Annotated in this window: 20 protein-coding genes; 5 read left to right on the top strand and 15 right to left on the bottom strand. The window is 29.4% G+C overall.

Features of this window, described 5'->3' with window-relative positions:
• The first annotated feature begins 15 nt into the window (after positions 1-15).
• Complete coding sequence (locus ACWOBP_RS00100) at positions 16-1,329, top strand: uracil-xanthine permease family protein (RefSeq protein ID WP_455336936.1); 1,314 nt, start codon at positions 16-18, stop codon at positions 1,327-1,329.
• 114 nt (positions 1,330-1,443) lie between these two features.
• The gene (locus tag ACWOBP_RS00095) at positions 1,444-1,914 is read left to right on the top strand and encodes an S-ribosylhomocysteine lyase (RefSeq protein ID WP_048802077.1); all 471 of its coding nucleotides are present in this window, start codon (positions 1,444-1,446) and stop codon (positions 1,912-1,914) included.
• A gap of 47 nt (positions 1,915-1,961) precedes the next feature.
• Here ACWOBP_RS00095 and ACWOBP_RS00090 read toward each other — a convergent pair whose 3' ends face one another.
• The 11 genes from ACWOBP_RS00090 to lysS form a co-directional block, all read right to left on the bottom strand.
• Positions 1,962-5,480, bottom strand: a complete 3,519-nt coding sequence (locus tag ACWOBP_RS00090; RefSeq protein ID WP_455336935.1) for a Rib/alpha-like domain-containing protein — start codon at positions 5,478-5,480, stop codon at positions 1,962-1,964.
• A 369-nt stretch (positions 5,481-5,849) separates the two neighbouring features.
• Positions 5,850-6,113: a preprotein translocase subunit YajC gene (gene yajC / locus ACWOBP_RS00085; protein ID WP_274459341.1), complete on the bottom strand. Its 264-nt coding sequence runs from the start codon at positions 6,111-6,113 to the stop codon at positions 5,850-5,852.
• Between the two features lie 87 nt (positions 6,114-6,200).
• Positions 6,201-7,355 (bottom strand): tRNA guanosine(34) transglycosylase Tgt, encoded by a 1,155-nt coding sequence (gene tgt / locus ACWOBP_RS00080; protein ID WP_455336934.1) that lies wholly within the window; start codon positions 7,353-7,355, stop codon positions 6,201-6,203.
• Between the two features lie 21 nt (positions 7,356-7,376).
• Positions 7,377-8,405 (bottom strand): tRNA preQ1(34) S-adenosylmethionine ribosyltransferase-isomerase QueA, encoded by a 1,029-nt coding sequence (gene queA, locus ACWOBP_RS00075; RefSeq protein WP_455336933.1) that lies wholly within the window; start codon positions 8,403-8,405, stop codon positions 7,377-7,379.
• Between the two features lie 150 nt (positions 8,406-8,555).
• Positions 8,556-9,773 (bottom strand): FtsW/RodA/SpoVE family cell cycle protein, encoded by a 1,218-nt coding sequence (locus ACWOBP_RS00070; protein WP_455336932.1) that lies wholly within the window; start codon positions 9,771-9,773, stop codon positions 8,556-8,558.
• 1 nt (position 9,774) lies between these two features.
• Positions 9,775-10,059: a DUF1507 family protein gene (locus ACWOBP_RS00065; protein ID WP_455336931.1), complete on the bottom strand. Its 285-nt coding sequence runs from the start codon at positions 10,057-10,059 to the stop codon at positions 9,775-9,777.
• A gap of 9 nt (positions 10,060-10,068) precedes the next feature.
• Positions 10,069-10,269, bottom strand: coding sequence for a YqgQ family protein (locus tag ACWOBP_RS00060; RefSeq protein WP_455336930.1), 201 nt, complete (start codon positions 10,267-10,269; stop codon positions 10,069-10,071).
• Between the two features lie 10 nt (positions 10,270-10,279).
• A complete protein-coding gene (locus tag ACWOBP_RS00055) occupies positions 10,280-11,719 on the bottom strand; it encodes a tetratricopeptide repeat protein (protein ID WP_455336929.1) in 1,440 nt (479 codons plus the stop codon).
• A gap of 39 nt (positions 11,720-11,758) precedes the next feature.
• Positions 11,759-12,262, bottom strand: a complete 504-nt coding sequence (locus tag ACWOBP_RS00050; protein ID WP_455336928.1) for a PTS sugar transporter subunit IIA — start codon at positions 12,260-12,262, stop codon at positions 11,759-11,761.
• A gap of 221 nt (positions 12,263-12,483) precedes the next feature.
• Positions 12,484-13,545, bottom strand: coding sequence for a signal recognition particle-docking protein FtsY (gene ftsY / locus ACWOBP_RS00045; protein ID WP_455336927.1), 1,062 nt, complete (start codon positions 13,543-13,545; stop codon positions 12,484-12,486).
• A gap of 161 nt (positions 13,546-13,706) precedes the next feature.
• A complete protein-coding gene (gene lysS, locus ACWOBP_RS00040; protein WP_455336926.1) occupies positions 13,707-15,206 on the bottom strand; it encodes a lysine--tRNA ligase in 1,500 nt (499 codons plus the stop codon).
• Between the two features lie 408 nt (positions 15,207-15,614).
• Here lysS and ACWOBP_RS00035 point away from each other — a divergent pair, with 408 nt between their 5' ends.
• Together ACWOBP_RS00035 and ACWOBP_RS00030 are read left to right on the top strand one after the other, a co-directional pair.
• Positions 15,615-16,937, top strand: a complete 1,323-nt coding sequence (locus ACWOBP_RS00035) for an APC family permease (protein WP_455336925.1) — start codon at positions 15,615-15,617, stop codon at positions 16,935-16,937.
• A 277-nt stretch (positions 16,938-17,214) separates the two neighbouring features.
• The gene (locus tag ACWOBP_RS00030; protein WP_455336924.1) at positions 17,215-18,096 is read left to right on the top strand and encodes a hypothetical protein; all 882 of its coding nucleotides are present in this window, start codon (positions 17,215-17,217) and stop codon (positions 18,094-18,096) included.
• A 43-nt stretch (positions 18,097-18,139) separates the two neighbouring features.
• Here ACWOBP_RS00030 and ACWOBP_RS00025 read toward each other — a convergent pair whose 3' ends face one another.
• Complete coding sequence (locus ACWOBP_RS00025; RefSeq protein WP_455336923.1) at positions 18,140-18,787, bottom strand: GDSL-type esterase/lipase family protein; 648 nt, start codon at positions 18,785-18,787, stop codon at positions 18,140-18,142.
• 171 nt (positions 18,788-18,958) lie between these two features.
• Here ACWOBP_RS00025 and ACWOBP_RS00020 point away from each other — a divergent pair, with 171 nt between their 5' ends.
• On the top strand, positions 18,959-19,864 hold the full coding sequence (locus ACWOBP_RS00020) for a cation diffusion facilitator family transporter (protein ID WP_455336922.1): 906 nt from the start codon (positions 18,959-18,961) through the stop codon (positions 19,862-19,864).
• A gap of 45 nt (positions 19,865-19,909) precedes the next feature.
• Here ACWOBP_RS00020 and ACWOBP_RS00015 read toward each other — a convergent pair whose 3' ends face one another.
• From ACWOBP_RS00015 to ACWOBP_RS00005, 3 genes are all read right to left on the bottom strand, one after another.
• Positions 19,910-20,593, bottom strand: coding sequence for a YjjG family noncanonical pyrimidine nucleotidase (locus ACWOBP_RS00015; RefSeq protein ID WP_455336921.1), 684 nt, complete (start codon positions 20,591-20,593; stop codon positions 19,910-19,912).
• A 93-nt stretch (positions 20,594-20,686) separates the two neighbouring features.
• Entirely contained in the window at positions 20,687-21,736 is a 1,050-nt protein-coding gene (locus ACWOBP_RS00010) for an LLM class flavin-dependent oxidoreductase (protein ID WP_455336920.1), read from the bottom strand.
• 62 nt (positions 21,737-21,798) lie between these two features.
• Positions 21,799-22,206, bottom strand: coding sequence for a MarR family winged helix-turn-helix transcriptional regulator (locus ACWOBP_RS00005; RefSeq protein ID WP_455336919.1), 408 nt, complete (start codon positions 22,204-22,206; stop codon positions 21,799-21,801).
• Positions 22,207-22,455: the final 249 nt, after the last annotated feature.

Here is a 22,455-nt window from a genome sequence, read left to right as displayed (position 1 = left end):
GAGATTACGTTTTTTATGACGAAACAAAATAAACATTTAACTATAGGTGTTGAAGAAAATATTCCACTTTCACAATCCCTAATCTTAGGTTTACAACACGTCCTTGCAATGGATGTCTACGTACCACCTTTTATCTTAGCAACCGCTATTGCATTATCACCTGGTGATGCTACTGGTTTAATTCAATCTACCTTTCTAGGTGCTGGTATCGCCTCATTAATTCAGGTATTATTCTATCTAAGATTACCTGTTTGTCAAGGTCCATCATTTATTCCTCTTGGTGCTATTATTGGTATATATATGGGAACTAAAAATCTTGGTACTGTTCTAGGCGCTAGTATTGTTGGTGCTATTTTAGTTATCTTGCTTGGATATTCTGGTATTTATAAATATATAGTAAAAAATTACATACCTTCTATCGTTAGTGGAACTATAATTATGATTGTAGGATTAACTTTACTTCCTTCAGCTTTTGTAAGTAATATCTACATCGAAGGAAACGGTCTAACAATGAAGCAAAATGTATTATTAGCATTTATTACAGCCGCTTCTTTAATTCTATTTTCTACCTTAGGGAATTACGTTAATAAATTCAAAAGAATTTTCCAAATTTCTTCAGTAATAATCGCCTTAGCTATCGGAACATTTTCTGCATACTTAATGGGTGGTTTTAATACTCAAGGAATTAAAGATGCTAGCTTTTTCTCAATGCCAAAACTATTATTCTTAGATTATAGTATACATTTTGAAATCTCTGCTATTATTACAATGATTATTATTTACATGGTACTTTTAGCTGAAACTACAGGAACTTGGTATGCAGTAAGCTCAGTTATTGATCAACCTTTAAGCGATACTCAAGTCAACAAAGGGGTTATCGGAGAAGGAATCGGATGTTTAGTTGCTGCTCTAGTCGGAGCAACTCCTGTTACAGGTTATTCTACAAATGCTGGAATTATTTCTATCACAGGTGTAGCCAGCAGAAAAGTATTCGTTATGGCTTCATTTTGGTTTATCGGATTATCATTCTTAGGTAAACTTTCTGCCGTAATTAATTCAATTCCTTCTGCAGTAATCGGTGGGGTATTCTCAGTAGTATGTATTATCATCCTGCTAAACGGATTTAGAGTTGTTAAAAATCTAGACTTCTCTGAAAGAGAATTATACATTATCGGAGTACCATTAATGTTTACAATTGGATTATTATTTATTCCCGCAGAATTAAAAGCTAGCGCTCCTCAATTACTTCAATACTTAATAGGTTCTCCTATTGCTGTTGGTGCAATTGTAGCAATAATAATGAATAAACTTATCCCATTGGAAAAATAATTATTAAAGCTGATGTTCACACGAGCATCAGTTTTATTCTTATTAATTTTATATTTTTCAAAAATATAGTATAATTATAACTGCTAATTAAATTACAGAAATGGAGATATATTGATGACAGAAAAGAAAATGAATGTTGAAAGTTTTAATCTAGACCACACTAAAGTTGTTGCACCATATATTAGATTAGTTGGTGTATATTCTGGGGATAATGGTGATAAAATATATAAATATGATATTAGATTTTGTCAACCAAATAAAGAACACTTAGAAATGCCTAACCTTCACTCTTTAGAGCATTTAATCGCTGAACTTATCAGAAATCACCTTGATAATGTACTAGATTTTGGTCCAATGGGATGCCAAACAGGTTTCTACTTATCAGTAATTAACAATGATAGTTACGAAGAAGTTGAAGAAGCACTTGCGAAAACACTAGAGGATGTCCTTGTAGCTACTGAAGTTCCTGCATGTAATGAAGTACAATGCGGTTGGGCAGCATCTCACTCTTTAGAAGGTGCCCAAATGGAAGCTAAAAAATTCTTAGAAAAACGTTCTGAATGGAAAAATGTTTTTAGTAAATAATTTAAAAATCAAACTGATAAATTTTCTTATCAGTTTGATTTTATTTTTTATCTATTATATTTTCTAATACCTAGAACTCCTATAATTAATCCTACTTCCACTACTATAGGAAGTCTACTTGAAGAGCTATCTCCAGTCTTTGGTAAGATAGAGATTTGTTTGAAGTTATTATTTGACTCAATAATATTTTCACTGACAATTCTGCCGTTTTTGAATAAGTTATTATCAATTTTCTCTTTTTTTTCATTTAAATTACTCATCTTAATTGTTTTAGAATTTAAAATTTCATTACCAATATTTATTCTATCTTTTATATCAGTTGAAGACTTTTGTTGTTTTTTACTTTCCGATATAATTTGTTTTTGTTCATTCTTTTCATTATTTTTAATAGTTTTACTAAAATCTACAATCGCAAATAAACTGAAATGATCTATGTTAAACTGAACTACCTTATTCTTGACTTCCGATGATACGAATGTTAACTTACCATTCTTTTCTACATGATATATATTAATCTTATTACTTTCATTTTCTAGTAAAGCAATTCGAACTATTCTTTTATTATTAAGATTTAGCACACTAGCATTTTTTGTTAACTTCAAGTCTAACACTCTTACTTTATCTTTCTCTACAGACAACGTCTTACTAATACTTGTTAATTGCTTACTATTTTTTACAACCTTAACATTTAAGGAAATATTTTTAATATTACTTAATAATTCTACTTCTACGCCTAGATTTTTAGTTTTTAAAGATTCAATATCAGCACTAGGTTTCTCCTCTTGTACCAATGACTCACCTTTTTCGCTTATCACTAGTTCTGGATTCTCTTCTTTTATTAGTGATTCTCCTTTTTCACTTATTACTAGCTCGGGATTCTCTTCTTTTACTAGTGATTCTCCTTTTTCACTTATCACTAGCTCGGGATTCTCTTTTTGCACCAAGGCTTCGCCTTTTTCGCTTATCACTAGTTCTGGGTTCTCCTCTTGCACCAATGGCTCACCTTTTTCGCTTATCACTAGCTCGAGATTCTCCTCTTGTACCAATGACTCACCTTTTTCGCTTATCACTAGTTCTGGGTTCTCCTCTTGCACCAACGCTTCACCTTTTTCGCTTATCACTAGTTCTGGGTTCTCCTCTTGTACCAATGACTCACCTTTTTCACTTATTACTAGCTCGGGATTCTCTTCTTGTATTAAGGAATCTCCTTTAGAATCAGTATAAATTCTAATCGGTATATTCACGATATCAAACGAATTATCTGAATATGTTACTTTCACCTTTGCTACAATATCACCTAATTCTCCAAACTCTGTAGAATTTAGTATTTCATAGTTAGTATTTTGAGGTATATTATCCTTAAAAATTTTATTTATAACTGTATCTAAATTTATACTAGAACCACGATGTAATAAAATCTGTTCATCATTTATTACTCTAGGTTCATATTTACCCGCTTCTGTAAGTTCTAAAGCAGCACGTGTATTAATAACACTCATACCTAAATTAGCAACTTCTTTAGTTATATTATTAATGACTAACTGGGGAGTAAGTGAACTTGAAACAGTAGTAGCGGCTTCTTCTAATTTTTTTGTTAAATTATATTTCGCACGATTATAATTTTCCACTGATTTTACTGTTTTATCAGATAAATCTACAACTGACTCTACTAGTTTTTTAGCAGCATTTACTACAGAAATTAGTTCTTTTTTATCAGCCTCAGTTACAAAAATTGGAACATTAATATTATTGCTAGTATTATCATCTAAATAAGAAACTTTAACCCTAGCATGTTTTAAACCTAATGTTGTTAATTCATCTGTTGAAACTACTGTTAATTTGATATTTACTGGTAATAAATCACGATTAATCTTATTAAGGACATCTCTATCTTTAATCTTTTCTCCAATCATTATAGAAACTGGTTTATCATCAACTAAAGTTGGTAAGAATGTCTTACTCAATGTACCCTTTTCTGGATCAATTATACTTAATTTATTTATATTCTCATCACGATATCCAACTCCATCCATTCCTTGACGTTTTCCAAAATTAAAAGCTGAATTTGAATTAACTCTACTTTCAAAGTATGATGTTGATGAATGTGCTCCTGCACTTCTACCTATGCTTATTTTATTACTAGGCTGAAGATTTCCTGGAATTATGTTATCATTATCAGTATAATAATTTTTTATCTTGCCTGTTTTCGCTAATTCTTCTGAAATTTTCACATCATCCTTAGGTACTCCCCAGAACCAACCACTCTTAACTTTTGGAGCATTGAACGTATAAGTTTGTTTATACTTACCAAATTTATCTTTTTCTGCTGTTGCTGTAGCTCTTAAAGATAGGTAACCACCTAATGAGTGCCCAGTAATGTATAAATTCGTAATAGTACTATCACTTTTAATTTTTTTCATTAATTGAATAGCTGCTTCACTCTGATTCGATTCATTACCAAAAAACAATGCTAAATCAGCCTTCAAATCTCCTGCTTGTTTAACATTTGTACCTGCAAAAGCAAGAACTTGAATCTTATCTCCTTTTAAAAATGGGAAATTATTAGTTGTTTCAAATAGCACCGCATCAAGTCCATTGTCTTGGTGATATGTTTCTTTTACTCTCCAATATGGTCCAAGTTCATTGTTAGCCATCTTTTGGATATTATTTGAAAGTTTTTCTACTGGAGCTTGCTTTCTTAGGATATCGTCTATTTTTTTGTCATTCTCATAAACTAAATTGATAAACATAGCCATATCCCTTGCTGATATGTTCCAGATTAATTTATCCTTATCTACTTTATCATTTAATCCATCTCCATCAGTATCTGCTAATCTTGGATGTATATCGTATCCAAGATAAGTACGTCCATCTTTTTTATAAATATATAATTCATCTTTATTGGTTATACCATCCCCGTCATCATCCCCATCAGGATTAAGCACTGCTTTTTTATAAATTAGACTATCGTATTTCCCACCTTCTAAACCAATATATCCTCTTGCTATATCTTCAGCATATTTGCTAGTTAGTCTAGAAATAATTTTTGTCCCTTTTTCTACAAATTCTTCCGTATTTTCAACTGTTTCAGGTATTACTTTATTTTCTTCTGAATTTTTATTAATTACCTTCGTTAGTAAACTAGCAATATCACTACTATCATCTACTCGCTTATCAATAACATTTAAATTATGGTTTAAAGAATTCGAACCTGTTATACCATTCTTATTTTTTATAATTTCTATTTCGGAAATATTCGATATATTAGTATTTAATTCTGTTTTCTTGGGTAAATTTTTTTCAATTTTAAGTTCTTCTTTAGTTTCCTCAATACCTAACTTATTACTAGATTTTATATTATAATCCTTTGATATATTATTCTTTTCAGTAATTGAAACACTATTTTTAGAAGTAACTTTTTCTATATTACCACTATCTTTTGTAAGAATTTCTTCGTGTGCACTAGCATCTCCACTCAAGAATATGACAGCTCCAACAGCTATAGATACTATTCCAAAACTTAATTTTTTTATTCCATATTTTAGAATTTTATTATCTTTAATCATATTGCCTCCAAATAATTTTATTAAAAATATTTATATAGAAAGCAATTAACACTCTTAATAGTTATCTATTGTTTCTATATTTCTTTTAGTATAAACTAAAATATAATATATATCAATTTTAATTTTCAATTCATTTTTTTATTTATTTTTAATGATAAGATTTTTTATACTTATATTCATATTATTATTTATAGAATACTTACATTATTTATCGCTATTAAGCTGTTTTTTCCTTAACTATCAATATATACATATGATACAATATAATAAGTATACAAACTATTTTTTATACTATGTATTTAATTTAACTCTCTTCTTTTGAAAAAAAAAAAAAAGCAGATTACTCAAATAATCTGCTTTTTATATTTATTATTTTGCAACTAGACTACGAATAGCATTTCTGTCTAATTCGATTTCTACTTTTGGTGCAATCCTTACTTTTACTGTTACTGTCCCTACTTCTACGATATCTCCGTAAATTCCTGCGAAAGTTACAATTCTATCTCCTTCTTTTAAAGAATCTTGAAGAAGTTTTAATTCTTTATTTCTTTTAGATTGTGGTCTAATAATCATGAAGTACATGAAAGCGAAAAGAACTACAATCATAATAATATTAATATATGAATATTGCATGATTTACCTCCATTTGTTTAATATATATTTATTCTACTATATACTCAGTAAAAAATAAACCTTTATTATTCTTTTTTTATTAAATTCTTAGAAATTTTTAGGATTTTCTTGATTTAATCCATATTTTTCAAAGAACTCTTCTTTAAAATCTAATAATCTATCTTCTCTAATTGCCTGACGAATATCTTTCATCATATTAATTAAAAAGTGTATATTGTGAGTTGTTGCTAATCTTGCTCCAAAGATTTCATCAGCTTTGAATAAATGGCGAAGATAGGCTCTCGTATAATTCTTACAACAATAACAAGAACACTCTGGATCAAGTGGTGTAAAGTCTTCAGCATATTTAGCATTTTTAACTACAACACGCCCTTCAGAAGTCATACATGTTCCATTACGTGCAATACGTGTCGGTAATACGCAGTCAAACATATCAACTCCTCTTAATACACCTTCAAATAGTGCATCAGGAGATCCTACTCCCATTAAGTATCTTGCTTTATTAGCTGGTAATAATGGTGTTACATGTTCTAAAACTCTATACATCTCATGTTTTGGTTCTCCAACAGATAAACCACCAATAGCATATCCTGGAAAATCCATACTCACTAAGTCTTTCGCACTTTGTTCACGAAGGTCGTTAAATCCAGCACCTTGAACTATACCAAAGATACTTTGTGTCTTAGGGTTTTTATGTGCTTTTAGACATCTCTCAGCCCAACGACTTGTTCGCTCTACAGATTGACGAATATATTTATAGTCATGATTATAGTCAGGGCATTCATCAAAAGCCATCATAATATCTGATCCTAGAGCATTTTGAATATGCATGGCTTTTTCTGGTGATAAGAATAATTTTTCTCCAGATAAATGATTTTTAAAATGAACTCCCTCTTCTTCTATTTTTCTCATCTCACTTAGAGAAAATACCTGGAATCCTCCTGAGTCTGTTAAGATACTTCCATCCCAATTCATAAATTTGTGAAGTCCACCAGCTTTTTCAACAATCTCCTCACCAGGACGCAACCAAAGATGATAAGTATTAGATAAAATAATATCTGCCCCCATTCCTTTTACTTCTTCTGGTGACATTGCTTTTACAGTAGCTTGCGTTCCAACTGGCATAAATACAGGTGTTTCGAAGCTACCATGAGGTGTGTGAACAATACCTAATCTTGCACCCGATTGTTTACAAGTTTTTATATGTTCATACCATACTGCATTTTCTTTTACATCTCTCATATAAATATTTCCTTTCTTAAACTAGATTATTATCATCGCATCTCCAAAACTGAAGAAACGGTATTTATTCTCAACTGCTATGTTATATAATTCAATAACTTTTTCTCTATCATAAAATGCACTTACAAGCATTATTAATGATGATTTTGGTAAGTGGAAGTTTGTAATAAGACCATCAACACATTTAAATTCAAATCCTGGATAAATAAAAATATTTGTCCATCCTGAAGCCGCAACAATTTTCCCATTATTATCACGTGCAATTGTTTCTAATGTTCTTGTAGAAGTAGTACCTACAGAAAATACTCTTCCACCTTTTTCTTTTGTTTTATTAATTATTTTTGCTGTATCTTCGTCTAAAGTATAGTATTCTGAATGCATATCATGTTCTTCAATATTTTCTACAGCAACAGGTCTAAATGTTCCTAGTCCTACATGAAGGGTTAAATAAGCTATATTTACACCTTTTTCTTTTATCTTTTCTAATAACTCTTTCGTAAAGTGTAGCCCTGCTGTTGGAGCAGCTGAACTTCCTACCTCTTTCGAATAAACTGTTTGATATCTTTCTTTATCAGTTAATCTTTCTTTAATATATGGTGGAAGCGGCATAGTTCCAAGTTCATCTAATCTTTCTTGGAAAATTCCCTCATATATAAATTCAAAATGTCTAAATCCATCATCTAATACTTTTGTACAAACTGCTTCCATTATACCGTCACCAAAAGATACTATACTACCTTCTTTTATTCTCTTAGCAGGTTTAACAAGACACTCCCAGTCATTATGACCAAGATTTTTTAACAAAAGTACCTCTATTGCAGCACCTGTATCCTTTTTAGCACCATATAATCGTGCTGGCATTACTCGAGTATTATTAAGTACTAAAGTATCACCAGGATTAAAATAATCTATAATATCTGAAAAAACTTTATGTTCATGTGAATTATTTTTTCTATTTACACAAAGTAATTTACTAGTATCTCTTTTTAAAAGAGGTGTTTGTGCTATAAGTTCCTCAGGTAAATAAAAATCAAATTGTTCTAATTTCATCTAAAATCTCCTTTAAAAGTTACCTTTACTATTATAGCTTGATTATCTAAAGTTAGCAAGCCTCATCATAATAAATTATAAATTTTTCTATTTCATAATCTAAATAATATAAAAAGAATTTGGATCAATATTATCAACCCAAATTCTCAATTATTTTTTACTATTACTACGCAAATATTTTACATGAGATAAAATGTTAGTAGCTATTCCTAACCCCATACTTAATATTAAAATAGAACTACCACCATTACTAATAAATGGTAATGGGACACCTGTCATTGGAATAGATGCAGTAACCCCACCTATATTAACAACTCCTTGGACAACTAATAGACTAGCAAAACCTAAAGAATACATCGCTGAGAATGTATTTCTTGACTTCGTACCAGAAAAAATTACTTTCCCAATTATTATTATTAACAAACTAACTACAAATAATACTCCAATAAATCCTAACTCCTCTGCTATAATCGCAAGAATAAAATCAGTATGAGCTTCAGGCAGATAACCTAACTTCTGGATAGAATTACCTAATCCCCTTCCGAATAATCCACCATTACCAAAGGCAACATATGAATTTATCACTTGGTCGGCTGCCGCTGCTAAATCTTCTGAAAAAGGATTTAAAAATACTTTAAGACGATTGGTTCTATACGATGTACCACTACTAAATATTGCACTTTTTAACATGAATAAGAAAAGAACTGCTACACCTGCAATCAAAGCGAGTAATAAGATTTTTTTCACATTTTGCGAATGCATATTAGAACAAAAAGTCATTATACCAATTACAGATAATGTTATAAGCATCATTCCTGTATCATTTTGCATCGCTATTAACGTTACTAACGCCAACGGAATCCAAAAGACTTTTATCAACTCTGAGCTTGTACATACGTGTAACAATTTTTCTTTTCTTGTCTCTAAAATAAACGCCATGTACATAATAATAAATAACTGAGCCAATGTAGATGGCTGGAAACTAAATCCACCTATTCTTATCCATGATTTAGCTCCATTAATAGCTGGCATAAGTTGAGGTATCAGAAGTAAAAATACCATCACTAAAAATCCATTTTTCAATACAGATTTATTTTTAAAAACTTCGAAAGGCACTGCAACTGAAAATATTAAAAATATTACATATGATAATATTACCCACGCTGCCTGTCGTCGCAGAAAATAAGTTTCAGGTACAGGAACTCCTGAAGTAAATGTTCCATATTTATTTCCTATCATACTTGCACTATAAACCATCATACAACTTAAAACAAGTAAAATTAATAATGTTAATGCAACCATCCAATCTAATCTTACATGCCTTTTCTCATGCTTTATAGCTCTATGTAATCTTTTAAAAAAAATCATACTAATTTGCTTTACTTTCTGAAATTACACTCGCATACATTTCACTGGCCTTATCTTCTAAATCAGCCAAAATAATACGTCCAGCTTCTTCAGAAATACACCCTATTTCTACTGCAATATTAATTTCTTTTGAAAGACCATAAATCTGTGTATCAATTACATCTTGATATAATGGACATTTTCTCTGACCTTTTACAGAAACACATGCATTTATCATCTCTTCTATTTTCATAACATCTTCTTCTATTCTCTTACGTACCTTTATAAAAATAAGGTTATTTTCCATTATCCTCACCTATCCTTTTGATAATTCACAATTAAGTTCATGTCTAATAATTGCTATTGCTCTTATAAACTCTTCCTTAGTAATTAATTCTAAACGTCTTAACTCTCTTACTTCATATTCTACCATACTTAGTGTATGTTTTCTATCTTTCATATATATTATTATACCAAAAGATTTTAAAAACTGTTGCAAATCGTAAAAATTTATCATTTACATCACCTTAAAACTTACTCAATTCATCTGTAAGATTTTTATTTTTTTCACTACCATCTAGAGCAAAAGCTCTTCGAGCATACTCTTTAGCTTTTTCATAATTTCCCTCTTGACGCTCTATAACAGCTAAGTTATAGTAAATTGGCGCAAAAGTATCATCAAAATTTATTCCCTCAAGAAAAACTTTTTTAGCATCTTGCTTAGTTGAAGTTGTTATTTTTACCATACCCAATTCATAATATGTAAGCACAGATTTATTCTTAGAGATTAATTCTTTTTCTAAATTAAATATATCTTCATCAGTATACGCTTTTACTAATCTACTGTCTATTCTACTCGCTCTATATCCATTTATTATACTTTTAGTATTAACACCCATCACCTGAATCAATTCTCCTGAAATACAAAAAATTAATATAAATAAAAGTAAAAAATTCAAATTCTTTCTCTTCATTAGAAGTAGTTCTAAAAATACTCCCAATATGAATGAAAAAATATAAAGTATTATGGATGTTTCAAACACGAGTGTGACTAGAATTAAATAAGCTATTGATACCGCTCCAGAATATAAAAATTTCAAATTATCATTTTTTTTACTGAGTTGATTCATAAAAATCGAACCGAATATTGCAATATTAGAAACTAAAGCAATATCAAGTGTACCAGAATAACCTAATATCAACAATAAATTAAAAATAAATGATACTAAAAATAATATTCCTGTAGTCTTTAATATACTTACTGTTCTATTAAACAGTATCGAACTTACAAAAATAAATAGTAATATAAATAATAGTTTCAAAGAATTATCAGTAACAAAAACACTTGTAAACATTCGATAAAACTGTCCACTAATTATTTTTTGATAACTATATTCTAAATGACTAAATAATGAATTATTGCTATACGATGCATATACAACAATGAAATTCACTAAGAATAATAATAAATACATTCCAGATAAAATATTATATTTTATATTAAAAGTATTTCTATCTAGTGTTTGATTTTTATAAAGTTCAACTACTCTATTTTTGTATCTAAGAGTATCAGGTGTTTCTTCAATAAATTTAGCATCTTTTTCCCTTAAAAATAGTTTACTATTTTTTGTATTATAAAGTATGCGTTCAATAATTAAACCACTTGAAATTCTATATTTTTTGTAGTCATCGATAGCATCATCAAAGTCAGGAGAAACATAAAGGATTTTCATTTTTAAACTACTCAGTTTAAACATTTTTTTAAGTCTAACTTCATTTCTAATTACATTAGAAACTATACTATCTATTTCTGTTGATTTAAAACTATCCCCATATATAAATCTTATTAATTCATTATCTTCATTAATAAGCCAGACATCTTTCTTTTCTGGACGATAATATAATATATTATAATTATATTTTGTTATATACAGATATATAATCTTCCAAAATTTCTTATCATTCATAATTTCGCCACTAACAGTAAAACTTAAATAGACCTAGGTCTATTTAAGTTTTACTTTTGCTACTTCTTGTGAGAAATCAACAGATTCATTTAATTTTAATACACCAATGTTAGCTACTGAATCCATATTTGTAACTACACAAGGAGTAATAATATCTTTAGCTTTTTCTTTAACTAATTCTAAATCATAAGTTAATAAAGTTTGACCTACTTCAACTCTATCTCCAGCAGATACAGCTACATCAAATCCTTCACCTTTCATAGCAACTGTTTCTAACCCTACGTGAATAAGAAGTTCAACTTCTCCTGATTTAATACCAAAAGCGTGTTTTGTTGGGAACACTTGGATAATTTCTCCTGCAACTGGAGATACTAATTTTCCTTCTTCTGGAATAATCGCAAATCCATCTCCCATCATTTTTTGAGCAAATACTGGATCGGGTACTTCAGTAATATCTACTACTTTACCTTTCATGTATGAGTTTAAAACTAACTCTTGTACTTGTTCTTCTTTTTTTCCGAATAATTTAGATAAAAATCCCATTATAATCCTCCATATATTATTGCCTTCTTAATATATCTATTATATACTTTTATTGCTTTTTTTTCAATTAATTTTAATAAATAATTCTAATTTAATATTAAAATATTTTAATTGATTTACTATAGCAATTTAATTTTAATAATTATTAATAAATTAGTAAAAAATATCCACTTTACTATATTATAAAATATTGTAAAATGGATATTTATAAAAATTATTTCTTATTCTTCTACTTGTTCATCTTTATGTTCGGTATTTTCTTGATAGAATAATCCATAGATATATTGCTCAGGATCAAACACTTCTAAATCATCAATATTCTCTCCTAATCCAACTAGTTTAACAGGGATTCCTAACTCTTTTTTAATAGCTATAACAATACCACCTTTGGCCGTTCCATCAAGTTTAGTAAGGATTACCCCTGTAACATCACTGACTTCTTTGAATGTTTTAGCCTGAAGAATTCCGTTTTGTCCTGTTGTCGCATCGATTGTTAATAACACTTCATGAGGACCTTCTGGAACTTCCTTCTTAATTACACGAACTATTTTTTCAAGCTCTTTCATTAAATGATCTTTATTTTGTAAACGACCAGCCGTATCACATAATAATACATCGTAACCTTTTGCTTTGGCAGATTGAATCGCATCAAAGATTATCGCTGCTGAATCAGCTCCTTCATGTGATTTAACTATATCAGCACCACTGCGTTTAGCCCATACATCAAGCTGATCAATTGCACCAGCTCTGAATGTATCTCCAGCAGCTATAAGAACTTTTTTCCCTTCTTTTTTAAGATTATGAGCTAGTTTACCAATTGAAGTTGTCTTACCAACACCATTAACTCCTACAAATAGAAATACTGAAAGTTCTTTTTCTGGTGCATAGTTTAATTCAGATTTTACAGTACCTTCCATATAAACATCTACAAGTTTTTCTATAATCATACTTTGAAGTTCACTTGGTTCTTTTAGATTTTGTCTTTGTGACTCGGCTTTTAAGTAATCAACTAACTCTAATACTGTGTTGTAACTAACATCTGATTGAATTAATAGTTCTTCTAAATCCTCGAAAAACTCCTCGTTAATTTCTCTATATGAACTAATTAAGTTATTAAGTGCATTAGAGAAATTATCGCGTGATTTCTTAAGTCCTTTTTTAAATTTTTCAGTTACAAACTGACTCTCGACGAATTCTTCATATTCATCAAGTGAAATCAGTTCTTCATTTAATTCTTCCTTAGCAGAAAATTTTTCTTTTAATTTATCAAAAAAACTTGCCATTTGATACTCCTTATATATCTTATTATATACAAAAAGGGAGACCAAGCTCCCTTTAATTTTCTATTAAAGCTTCCTAAATTTTAGGGAGATTTAATTTTTATAAATATTTGCCCTTTTTTCAATAAGCGGATATTTTGCGGATTTTTCCGGAAAACATTTTCTTATTTATGTTTCATATATGGGAAAAGTAATACGTCACGGATTGAAGCTGAGTTAGTTAATAACATAACTAATCTATCAATTCCAATTCCTAATCCACCTGTTGGAGGCATACCGTATTCTAGTGCTTCTACGAAGTCTTCGTCCATTTCATAAACTTCTTCGTTACCAGCATCTTTTTCATCCATTTGAGATAAGAATCTTTCTTTTTGATCGATTGGATCGTTTAACTCACTGAATGCATTCGCATGTTCACGTCTAACGATAAATAGCTCAAAGCGATCAGTAAATCTTGTATCTTCAGCATTTGTTTTAGCTAATGGTGATACTTCAACAGGGTGTCCATAAACAAATGTTGGTTGAACTAATGTTTCTTCTACAAATGTTTCGAAGAATTCATTAATAATATGCCCAACTTTCATGTCTTTTCTAACTGGAACATTGTGCTCTTTTGCTAATGCATGAGCTTGTTCGTCTGTCATTTCTTGCCAGAAGTCAACACCAGTTACTTCTTTAATAGCATCTACCATGTGAACACGGCGCCATTTTGGAGTTAAATCAATTTCATCTTCACCATACATAATTTTTGTAGTACCGTGAATTTCATTACAGATGTATGCAATCATAGACTCAGTTAAGTCCATAATATCATTATAGTCAGCATATGCTTCATATAACTCAATCATTGTAAACTCAGGGTTGTGTCTTGTTGATACACCTTCGTTACGGAATGCACGACCAATTTCATATACTTTTTCTAAACCACCAACGATCAAACGTTTTAATGGTAATTCAAGAGCAATACGCATAAATAATTGCATATCAAGCGCATTGTGATGTGTTACGAATGGACGAGCTGCAGCCCCACCAGCAACAGAGTGCATCATTGGAGTTTCAACTTCTAGGTATCCACGTTCATTTAAATAACTACGCATAATTTGAATAATTTTTGAACGTAAAATAAATGTTTCTTTACTGTCTTCATTCATAATTAAGTCAACGTATCTTCTTCTGTAACGCTCTTCAACATCTTTAAGGCCGTGGAATTTGTCAGGTAGTGGACGTAGTGCTTTTGTTAAAATTTCAAACTTATCAGCTTTAACAGATAATTCACCTACGTTAGTTTTGAATAGTACTCCTGTTACACCTACAATATCACCAAGGTCAAGAGTCTTGAAGTATTCATAAGAATCTCCTACTCTATCTTGACGAACGTAAATTTGAACTTGACCACCTAAGTCTTGAACATGAGCAAATCCTGCTTTACCTTTACCACGTTTTGTCATAATACGTCCTGCAATTGTTACAGAGATATTTTTTTCTTCTAATTCTTCTTTACTATATTTATCATATTCTGCTACAATTTCATTTGAAAGATGAGTTCTTTCGAATTTAGTTCCGAATGGATCTAAACCACTTTCTCTCATAGCTTCCATTTTTTCACGACGAACAAGCATTTGATCATTTAAATCTTGTACATCTACTTTAATTTCTTCTGTCATGTTAAATTCCTTTCTAGTATAATCTAGTATTTTTATTCAGATACTCACTATTATAACATATTTTCACTGATTTTGTTAAATCTTTAATAAGAATTTCACTATTTTTTAATACTATAATTTATCTTGTTTTATCAAATGTATTAATTAGACTATCACAATAAATAATAATTAGATGTTATTTATATTTAGCTATGTTTTTTCTTCTTCTCTTAAACAATGTATTCCCCTTAAAATTTATCCTTTATTTTTAATTAAACTATTGTTAAGAATATAAAAATAATATATAATAAATACGCTAAAATATAAACTTTAAATACTTAAACGATTATTTAAAACTTATGTCATTTATCACTATTTTTACTTAATTTTCAAATATTAATTACAAAAAATTCATTAAGGAGGTATATTTTGGAAAATTTAAAAAAAGAAATCGGATTTTTCGGAGCATTTTCAACAGTCGTCGGTGTTGTTATTGGATCAGGGGTATTCTTTAAAGCCGCTGTAATCTATAAAACCACTGGAAGTGTTAGTCTCGGTCTACTTGCATGGGTTCTTGCTGGAATCATAAGCATTTGCGCAGGACTAACCACTGCAGAACTTGCAGCTTCGATGCCTGAAACAGGTGGGATGATTGTATGGGTAGAGCGTGCATATGGAAAAAATGTTTCATATTTATTAGGTTGGGCTCAAGCTGTAATTTATTATCCGGCAAGTATTGCTGCAGCTGCTGCTATTTTTGCAACACAATTCCTAAATCTATTTCAAATAGACAAAAAATACTCAATTTTCATTGGAGCATGTGCTGCTACAACCGTAACTGGTTTAAATTTATTAGGAAGTAAAGCGAGTGGCCGTATACAAACTATAGCAACAATTTGTAAACTTATTCCTATTATTTCTATTATTATTTTCGGACTTCTACAACCAAATCCTACTACTATAATGCTTTTCCCTAGTAGTACTTCTAACACTACAGTTGAATCTTCAGCACTAGCTGCTCTTGGCGCTGCGATGTTAGCCGCCATGTATGGTTACGATGGTTGGAGTAATGTTGGCACAATTGCGGGAGAAATGAAGAATCCTAAAAAAGACTTACCACGAGCGATTCTATATGGATTGTTAGTAATTACTACAATCTATCTACTAATAAATGTTGCATATTTACTTACTATGCCTATGGAACAAATTTCTGGAAATGGAAATGTCCCTAATGATGTTGCTACTAAATTATTCGGTCCTAATGGAGGAAAGATAATTACCATTGGAATTATGATTAGTGTTTATGGAACAATGAATGGATTTACTATGACAGCTATTCGCGTCCCGTATGCAATGGCTATGAAAAATCAAATTCCATTTAAAAGATTTTGGACTAAACTAAATAGATTTTCAATTCCTTATTACTCTGCTTTTGTTACATTAATTTTAACAATTGGAATGATGTTTACAGGAGAATTTGATACTTTGACAGATTTCTTATTATTTACAATTTGGATTTTCTTTATCGCAACATTCTTTGCTGTATTTGTTCTTCGTAAAAAAGAACCAAATATGCCAAGGCCTTATAAAGTTCCTTTATATCCAATAATTCCATGGATTTCTATAATTGGTGGCGCCTATATAGTTATCGCTGCACTTATCACACAATTTACATTAGCTATAAGTGGCGTTCTTCTTACACTTTTAGGATTAGTATTCTATACAGAAACTCATAAAAAATTTAAAAAATAACTAATAAATTTTATAGCTAACTCCCAGTATTAAAAAAACTAATATCGGGAGTTACTTTTTCAAAATTTTCTATTACAAATACATTTTTCACCTAATATTTATTTTATCATTTTCTATATTATTGCTATCTTCATACTTTTTTGTTAGAATATGATTATAACTTCTTTCAGTTTTGTTTAGAAGGTTGGAGTTATCCCCCTAGCTCTATGCTACGGATAACTTCAATATTTTTTTATCAAAATGAGAGTTATTATAGTAGTAAGGAGGAAGCTTTATCTTGAATTTTATTTTAAAAAAAGAGACCATTCTAATCTCTTTTTATACAATTTCATTGTCTTTATTAATAAGTAAATTCTCAGTAGAGTATTCATTTTCAAATAAATCAATATATGACTTCTTTCACTTTATACTACTTTTTATTATTTTCTTTAATAGTTGGCTGTTGGAAGTTGTTCATCTAAACAGATATGGAAAAGATAGTTTTATTAATTACTTCTTTTTAATTTCACAAATACTCGTTTTAGTGAATTTACTAGTGAGAAACTCTTTAAATATTAAATATATACTTGCAACATTAATTATACTATCTGTAATATTAAGTGTTCAACATATAACCGAGTATATTCTTACAGATAAAAAAGAGCTTATGATAAAAAAACTAACAGAACCATTTTGTTATATTCATACTGGTCGTACACTTTCTTTATTATTAGGTTTAATATTTATAGATTATAGTTACTGGTTTATACTTCTTACTTTCACTGTAAGCCAACTATTTCCAAGCTTTATATCTAGAAGTGTTCATGTAAGAGATATAAATTTTTATCACTTAACTAGTCATTTATTTATTATGACTAACACGACTGCCTTTGCTCTAGCATTAAATAATTTCAAAATTGATTTACCTACAAATATATATTGGTCAATTAGTATTATTTTCATCATATTATTAATCATATTTTATAAAACTCTAAAAACTATTAATAGAACAATGACTAAGCAATCAGGTAACACGTATATAATTGGTGTATATTTTACAATATTTAATTTATTATTCACCAATCTGTTTTTTGTTTTAGAATTTGATTGGAAATATATTCTACTATGTATTTTATGTTATGCTATAAGTTATCAATCTTTTAAACAATATAAAAAATAGAAAAGTAGTAAACTCTCTAAGTTAGAAAGTTTACTACCTTTTTTTATCTTGCTTCTTCGTAATCCAGGATTTCTGAAACTTTACTAGCGATATACTTCGCTAATTTTTCATGATTTTTATCATCTAGGTGAATGCAATCCACTAATGAAGTTTCTGCTACACGCCCAGCATTTAAAAAATCAACTTCGTACTTATCACTAACTTCTTTAAATGTTTGTGCTAAGAATTTTGATTGTTTTAAACTATTTTCATCGAATTCACCAAATAAACTATATCTATCCACTATTTCGTCACGTAACGGAACTGGTGATACAACAAGAATTTTTGGGATTTTATACCCAGCTATTAAATGTGGATTCCTAATATATTTAATGTATTCTTCTATCCCTTTTGCAATTAGTTTAGCACTTGGATTAAATTGTTTTTTTAGATCATTTGTACCTAACATTACGATTACTAAGTCAACAGGTACATGACTTAACATTAGAATTGGTAATGTATCAATACCACATCTAACAGGTACGATTGTGTCTTTTGCAATTACAGTTCTACCACAAAGTCCTTCTTCTATTATTGTATCATTAGGACGAAGTTTTTCTAATAATTTCGTCCAACGTTTGTCTGTTCTTACTCCATCTTCTCCTGGAACATAGCCCCAAGTATTACTATCCCCAATACATAAAATACGCATAATTTTTTCCACCTTTTTTCTTCTAAATTCTTCTTAATTTTATCAAACTAATATAAAAAATGCAATAGAACCTAATGATATAAGTACTAATAATTGTTATCAGTGCAGTATTTTTGTAATGTTCTTTAACATGAATTATAATAGCAATATTCTAGAAAAAAGGAGAATAAAATGATACAAACAAATTTTCATCATAAAAAACATTACAAAATTCAAGCATATTCAAAAAAAGTACTCTATACAACATTAATTTTAACAATAGGTTTTGCGTTATTAGAATACATCGGAGGTCTTCTTTCTAACTCATTAGCACTTTTAGGAGATTCTTTCCATATGTTCTCTGATGTTATTGCATTAGGGTTCAGTCTAATTGCATTACTATTCAGTTCAAAAAAACCAAATAAAAAATATACTTTTGGTTTTGTCAGATTAGAAGTACTAGCAGCCTTTATCAATGGTCTTATGCTAATTGGTATTTCGATTTACTTAATATTTGAAGGATTCATGAGATTCTTCAATCCTAAAGATATTGATTTCAAATCAATGCTTATAATATCAACTATCGGATTAATTTTTAATATAGTTGTTACTATAATTTTAACAAAAAGTTTAAAAGAAGAAGATAATTTAAATATTCAAAGTGCTCTATGGCATTTCCTTGGTGATTTAATAAGTTCAATCGGAATCATAATTTCATCAACTATTATTTACTTTACAAACTATCAAATCGTTGATGTTATTATGAGTATTATCATCAGTATAATTCTTTTCAAAGGTGGTTATAAAATTACTAAATCATCATTTGTTATTTTAATGGAAGCAACTACTTTGGATACGGAAGAAATTTACAATAAAATTAAAGAAGTAGAAGGTATTGCAGATATTCACGAATTTCACATCTGGCACACAGATACAAATGAAATCAATGCTGCAATGCATATTTTACTAGATGAATATGAAACAAGTCATGATTATAAGATTGTAGAAAATGTTAAAATAGTACTTAAGGAAGAATACGATATTGAACATTGCTTCATCGCATTAGAAAACATTAAATACAACGATCACAGTTTATAAAAGAAAATGTCTAAGTTGATAATATATCAACCTAGACATTTTCTTTTATAATTCCAATAAATCTATCGTCTTATCAATTTTATATGTAGGTACTATTTCTAAATTAGAAATTTTATGAATATCTACTAAACAACTATCAATCCCTACATTATTAGCTCCTAGTATGTCTGATGTTAGCGTATCGCCTATCATTAAAACTTCCTCCCTATTCTCAACACCTATTTCTTTAAAAATAATATCAAAGAATTCTCTATCTGGCTTTTTACTCCCTATTTCTTCAGAGATAAAAATCCTCTCAAAATATTTATTAAGATTATTATTTTTTAATCTCGTATGCTGAGTAATCCCAATTCCATTAGAAGCCACATATAATTTATGTGTTATTATTAATTTCTCTAACATTTCAATTATTCCCTCAAAAAGTTGATTTCCCTCAGCAAGATAATCTCTATATCTATTATCTATTTCGCTACCATCGACTTTTCTATCGAACAATGTAAAAAATCTTATAAATCTTTCACTCGTAACTTCTTTATTCGAAATTTCTCCACGTTCAAAACTTCTCCACAAAGATTTATTTATAGTTTCATATTTTTCAAATAGCTCATCATTATACTCAATATTTTCATCCTCTAATAGTTTTTTAAAAGCCAAAATTTGTGCCTTACCAAAATCTAATAAGGTATCATCTAAATCAAATAATAAATATTTATACTTATCTAATATCATCTATACACTCCATTTCTTATATTACTTACTCATTATAACATAGATATATATTATTTTCGCTATAATTTACTGGAATGAGAATCACACTATCTTCTATAAATTTTTATTCTTAAAATGCTCTCTAACTTTCGGCGCAACTTCTTCACCAAATAGTTTTATAGCTTTCATAATGTCTTCATGTGGCATAGAACCCAGTGGAAGATGTAACATAAATCTATCTAATCCTAATATTTCTATCATATCAATAAGTTTATTTGCGACAGTTTCAGGACTTCCTACTAACATCGATCCGTCTGAACCTACACTATTTAAATATTGCTCAAAGGTAAGCGGTCTCCAAAATGGCCTATCCTTCGAAATTGCATCCACTACTTGTTTTGTTGGATGAAAATATTTTTTAATCGCTTCTTCATCAGTTTCAGCTACAAATCCCCATGAGTGTGAAGCAATTTTTAATCTATCTTCACTATGACCCGCATTACGTCCTATAGCTATATAATAATCTGTTAATCCCTTGAAAGCTTTGTATTGTCCACCAATTATCGCATATGCTATAGGTAATCCTTTTTGAGCTATTTTAATAGTTGACTCTATATTCCCTCCAGTCGCTACCCAGATTGGAAAATCTTTTTGAACACTTCTCGGATATACTCCCTTATTTTCTACCTTTTGTGTATGTTTCCCTTCCCATGTTAATTTCTCATTAGCTTTTATTTTCTCCAACATAGCTAATTTTTCGTCAAACAACTCCTCATAGTCTGCCAAATCATAACCGAATAATGGGAATGATTCTGTAAAAGAACCTCGTCCCACCATAACCTCTGCTCTACCATTAGAAATAGCATCTATTGTTGCATACTGTTGATAAACTCTTACTGGATCCGAAGATGATAACACTGTCACCGCAGAACTTAATCTTATATTTTTAGTTACAGCAGCTCCAGCTGCTAATAATATTTCAGGTGCTGATACTGCAAAATCTTCTCTATGATGTTCCCCTATTGCATAAAGATCTAATCCAACTTCATCTGCAAGTTTCATCTCTTCAATCATATTTCTAATACGCTCATCATGCGTTGGTATTATACCTGTTCCTTCTATTTCAGTTGTTTCACCAAATGTACTAATTCCTAGCTCTATCATTTTTTATCCTCCTGTATTATCTCAATTTCAAGATATTTATTTGTTAAAAAAGGCATAAGCCTCTAGTTTATTTTTTTTAATATTTTTTTCAATGTATCTAATTCTTCTTCAGTTAAATCATCGAAAATTTTTTTAGTATTAATTTTATGTATAGGGAAAATATCATCCATTAAATCTTCCCCTACCTTTGTTAACTTAATGTAAGTTACTCTTTTATCCTTTTGACAAATCTTTCTATTAATATATCCTTTTTTTTCAAGGTTATCAACAACATATGTTGCACTTCCACTAGCAAGTAATACTCTATCACGTATTTCTTGAATACTCTTCTCACCTTTACTATATAAAAATTCCATAACAGAAAATTCAGTTGCATTTATTGGATAATTCTTTAAAGTTTTCTTTAAATCACCCACTAATAAATTACTTGCTCTCATAATTCCAATAACAGCTTTAAACTCATTATTCATAAGGATTCTCCTGCTTTTATTATACACTTATTTATCTTATAATTATCTCGAATATGAGATAATTATACTTTATACACTTTGTATTGTCAAAGAAATAAAACTAAAGACATCTAGAGATAAATTGATCTGACCCCAAAAAGTTAGACTTAGAATAGCGTAGTAGTTATAATGACTGCTACGCTATCTTTTTTATATTTATACAGTCATATGTTTTATTCTATATTGCTTAGGACTTAAGCATCCTAGTTT

The sequence above is a fragment of the Gemella parahaemolysans genome (genome assembly GCF_053758945.1).
This window is presented reverse-complemented; position numbering and strand designations above follow the sequence as displayed.

What these genes read in the sequence shown, in the direction of transcription:
- ACWOBP_RS00005 (WP_455336919.1), bottom strand. Translation starts at nt 22,206, where the DNA reads ATGAATAATGAGTTTAAAGCTGTTATTGGAATTATGAGAGCAAGTAAT.
- ACWOBP_RS00015 (WP_455336921.1), bottom strand. Translation starts at nt 20,593, where the DNA reads ATGATATTAGATAAGTATAAATATTTATTATTTGATTTAGATGATACC.
- ACWOBP_RS00050 (WP_455336928.1), bottom strand. Translation starts at nt 12,262, where the DNA reads ATGGGATTTTTATCTAAATTATTCGGAAAAAAAGAAGAACAAGTACAA.
- ACWOBP_RS00020 (WP_455336922.1), top strand. Translation starts at nt 18,959, where the DNA reads ATGATACAAACAAATTTTCATCATAAAAAACATTACAAAATTCAAGCA.
- lysS (WP_455336926.1), bottom strand. Translation starts at nt 15,206, where the DNA reads ATGACAGAAGAAATTAAAGTAGATGTACAAGATTTAAATGATCAAATG.
- ACWOBP_RS00065 (WP_455336931.1), bottom strand. Translation starts at nt 10,059, where the DNA reads ATGGAAAATAACCTTATTTTTATAAAGGTACGTAAGAGAATAGAAGAA.
- queA (WP_455336933.1), bottom strand. Translation starts at nt 8,405, where the DNA reads ATGAAATTAGAACAATTTGATTTTTATTTACCTGAGGAACTTATAGCA.
- ACWOBP_RS00055 (WP_455336929.1), bottom strand. Translation starts at nt 11,719, where the DNA reads ATGAATGATAAGAAATTTTGGAAGATTATATATCTGTATATAACAAAA.
- ACWOBP_RS00010 (WP_455336920.1), bottom strand. Translation starts at nt 21,736, where the DNA reads ATGATAGAGCTAGGAATTAGTACATTTGGTGAAACAACTGAAATAGAA.
- ACWOBP_RS00095 (WP_048802077.1), top strand. Translation starts at nt 1,444, where the DNA reads ATGACAGAAAAGAAAATGAATGTTGAAAGTTTTAATCTAGACCACACT.
- ACWOBP_RS00090 (WP_455336935.1), bottom strand. Translation starts at nt 5,480, where the DNA reads ATGATTAAAGATAATAAAATTCTAAAATATGGAATAAAAAAATTAAGT.
- ACWOBP_RS00070 (WP_455336932.1), bottom strand. Translation starts at nt 9,773, where the DNA reads ATGATTTTTTTTAAAAGATTACATAGAGCTATAAAGCATGAGAAAAGG.
- yajC (WP_274459341.1), bottom strand. Translation starts at nt 6,113, where the DNA reads ATGCAATATTCATATATTAATATTATTATGATTGTAGTTCTTTTCGCT.
- ACWOBP_RS00025 (WP_455336923.1), bottom strand. Translation starts at nt 18,787, where the DNA reads ATGCGTATTTTATGTATTGGGGATAGTAATACTTGGGGCTATGTTCCA.
- ftsY (WP_455336927.1), bottom strand. Translation starts at nt 13,545, where the DNA reads ATGGCAAGTTTTTTTGATAAATTAAAAGAAAAATTTTCTGCTAAGGAA.
- ACWOBP_RS00100 (WP_455336936.1), top strand. Translation starts at nt 16, where the DNA reads ATGACGAAACAAAATAAACATTTAACTATAGGTGTTGAAGAAAATATT.
- tgt (WP_455336934.1), bottom strand. Translation starts at nt 7,355, where the DNA reads ATGAGAGATGTAAAAGAAAATGCAGTATGGTATGAACATATAAAAACT.
- ACWOBP_RS00060 (WP_455336930.1), bottom strand. Translation starts at nt 10,269, where the DNA reads ATGATAAATTTTTACGATTTGCAACAGTTTTTAAAATCTTTTGGTATA.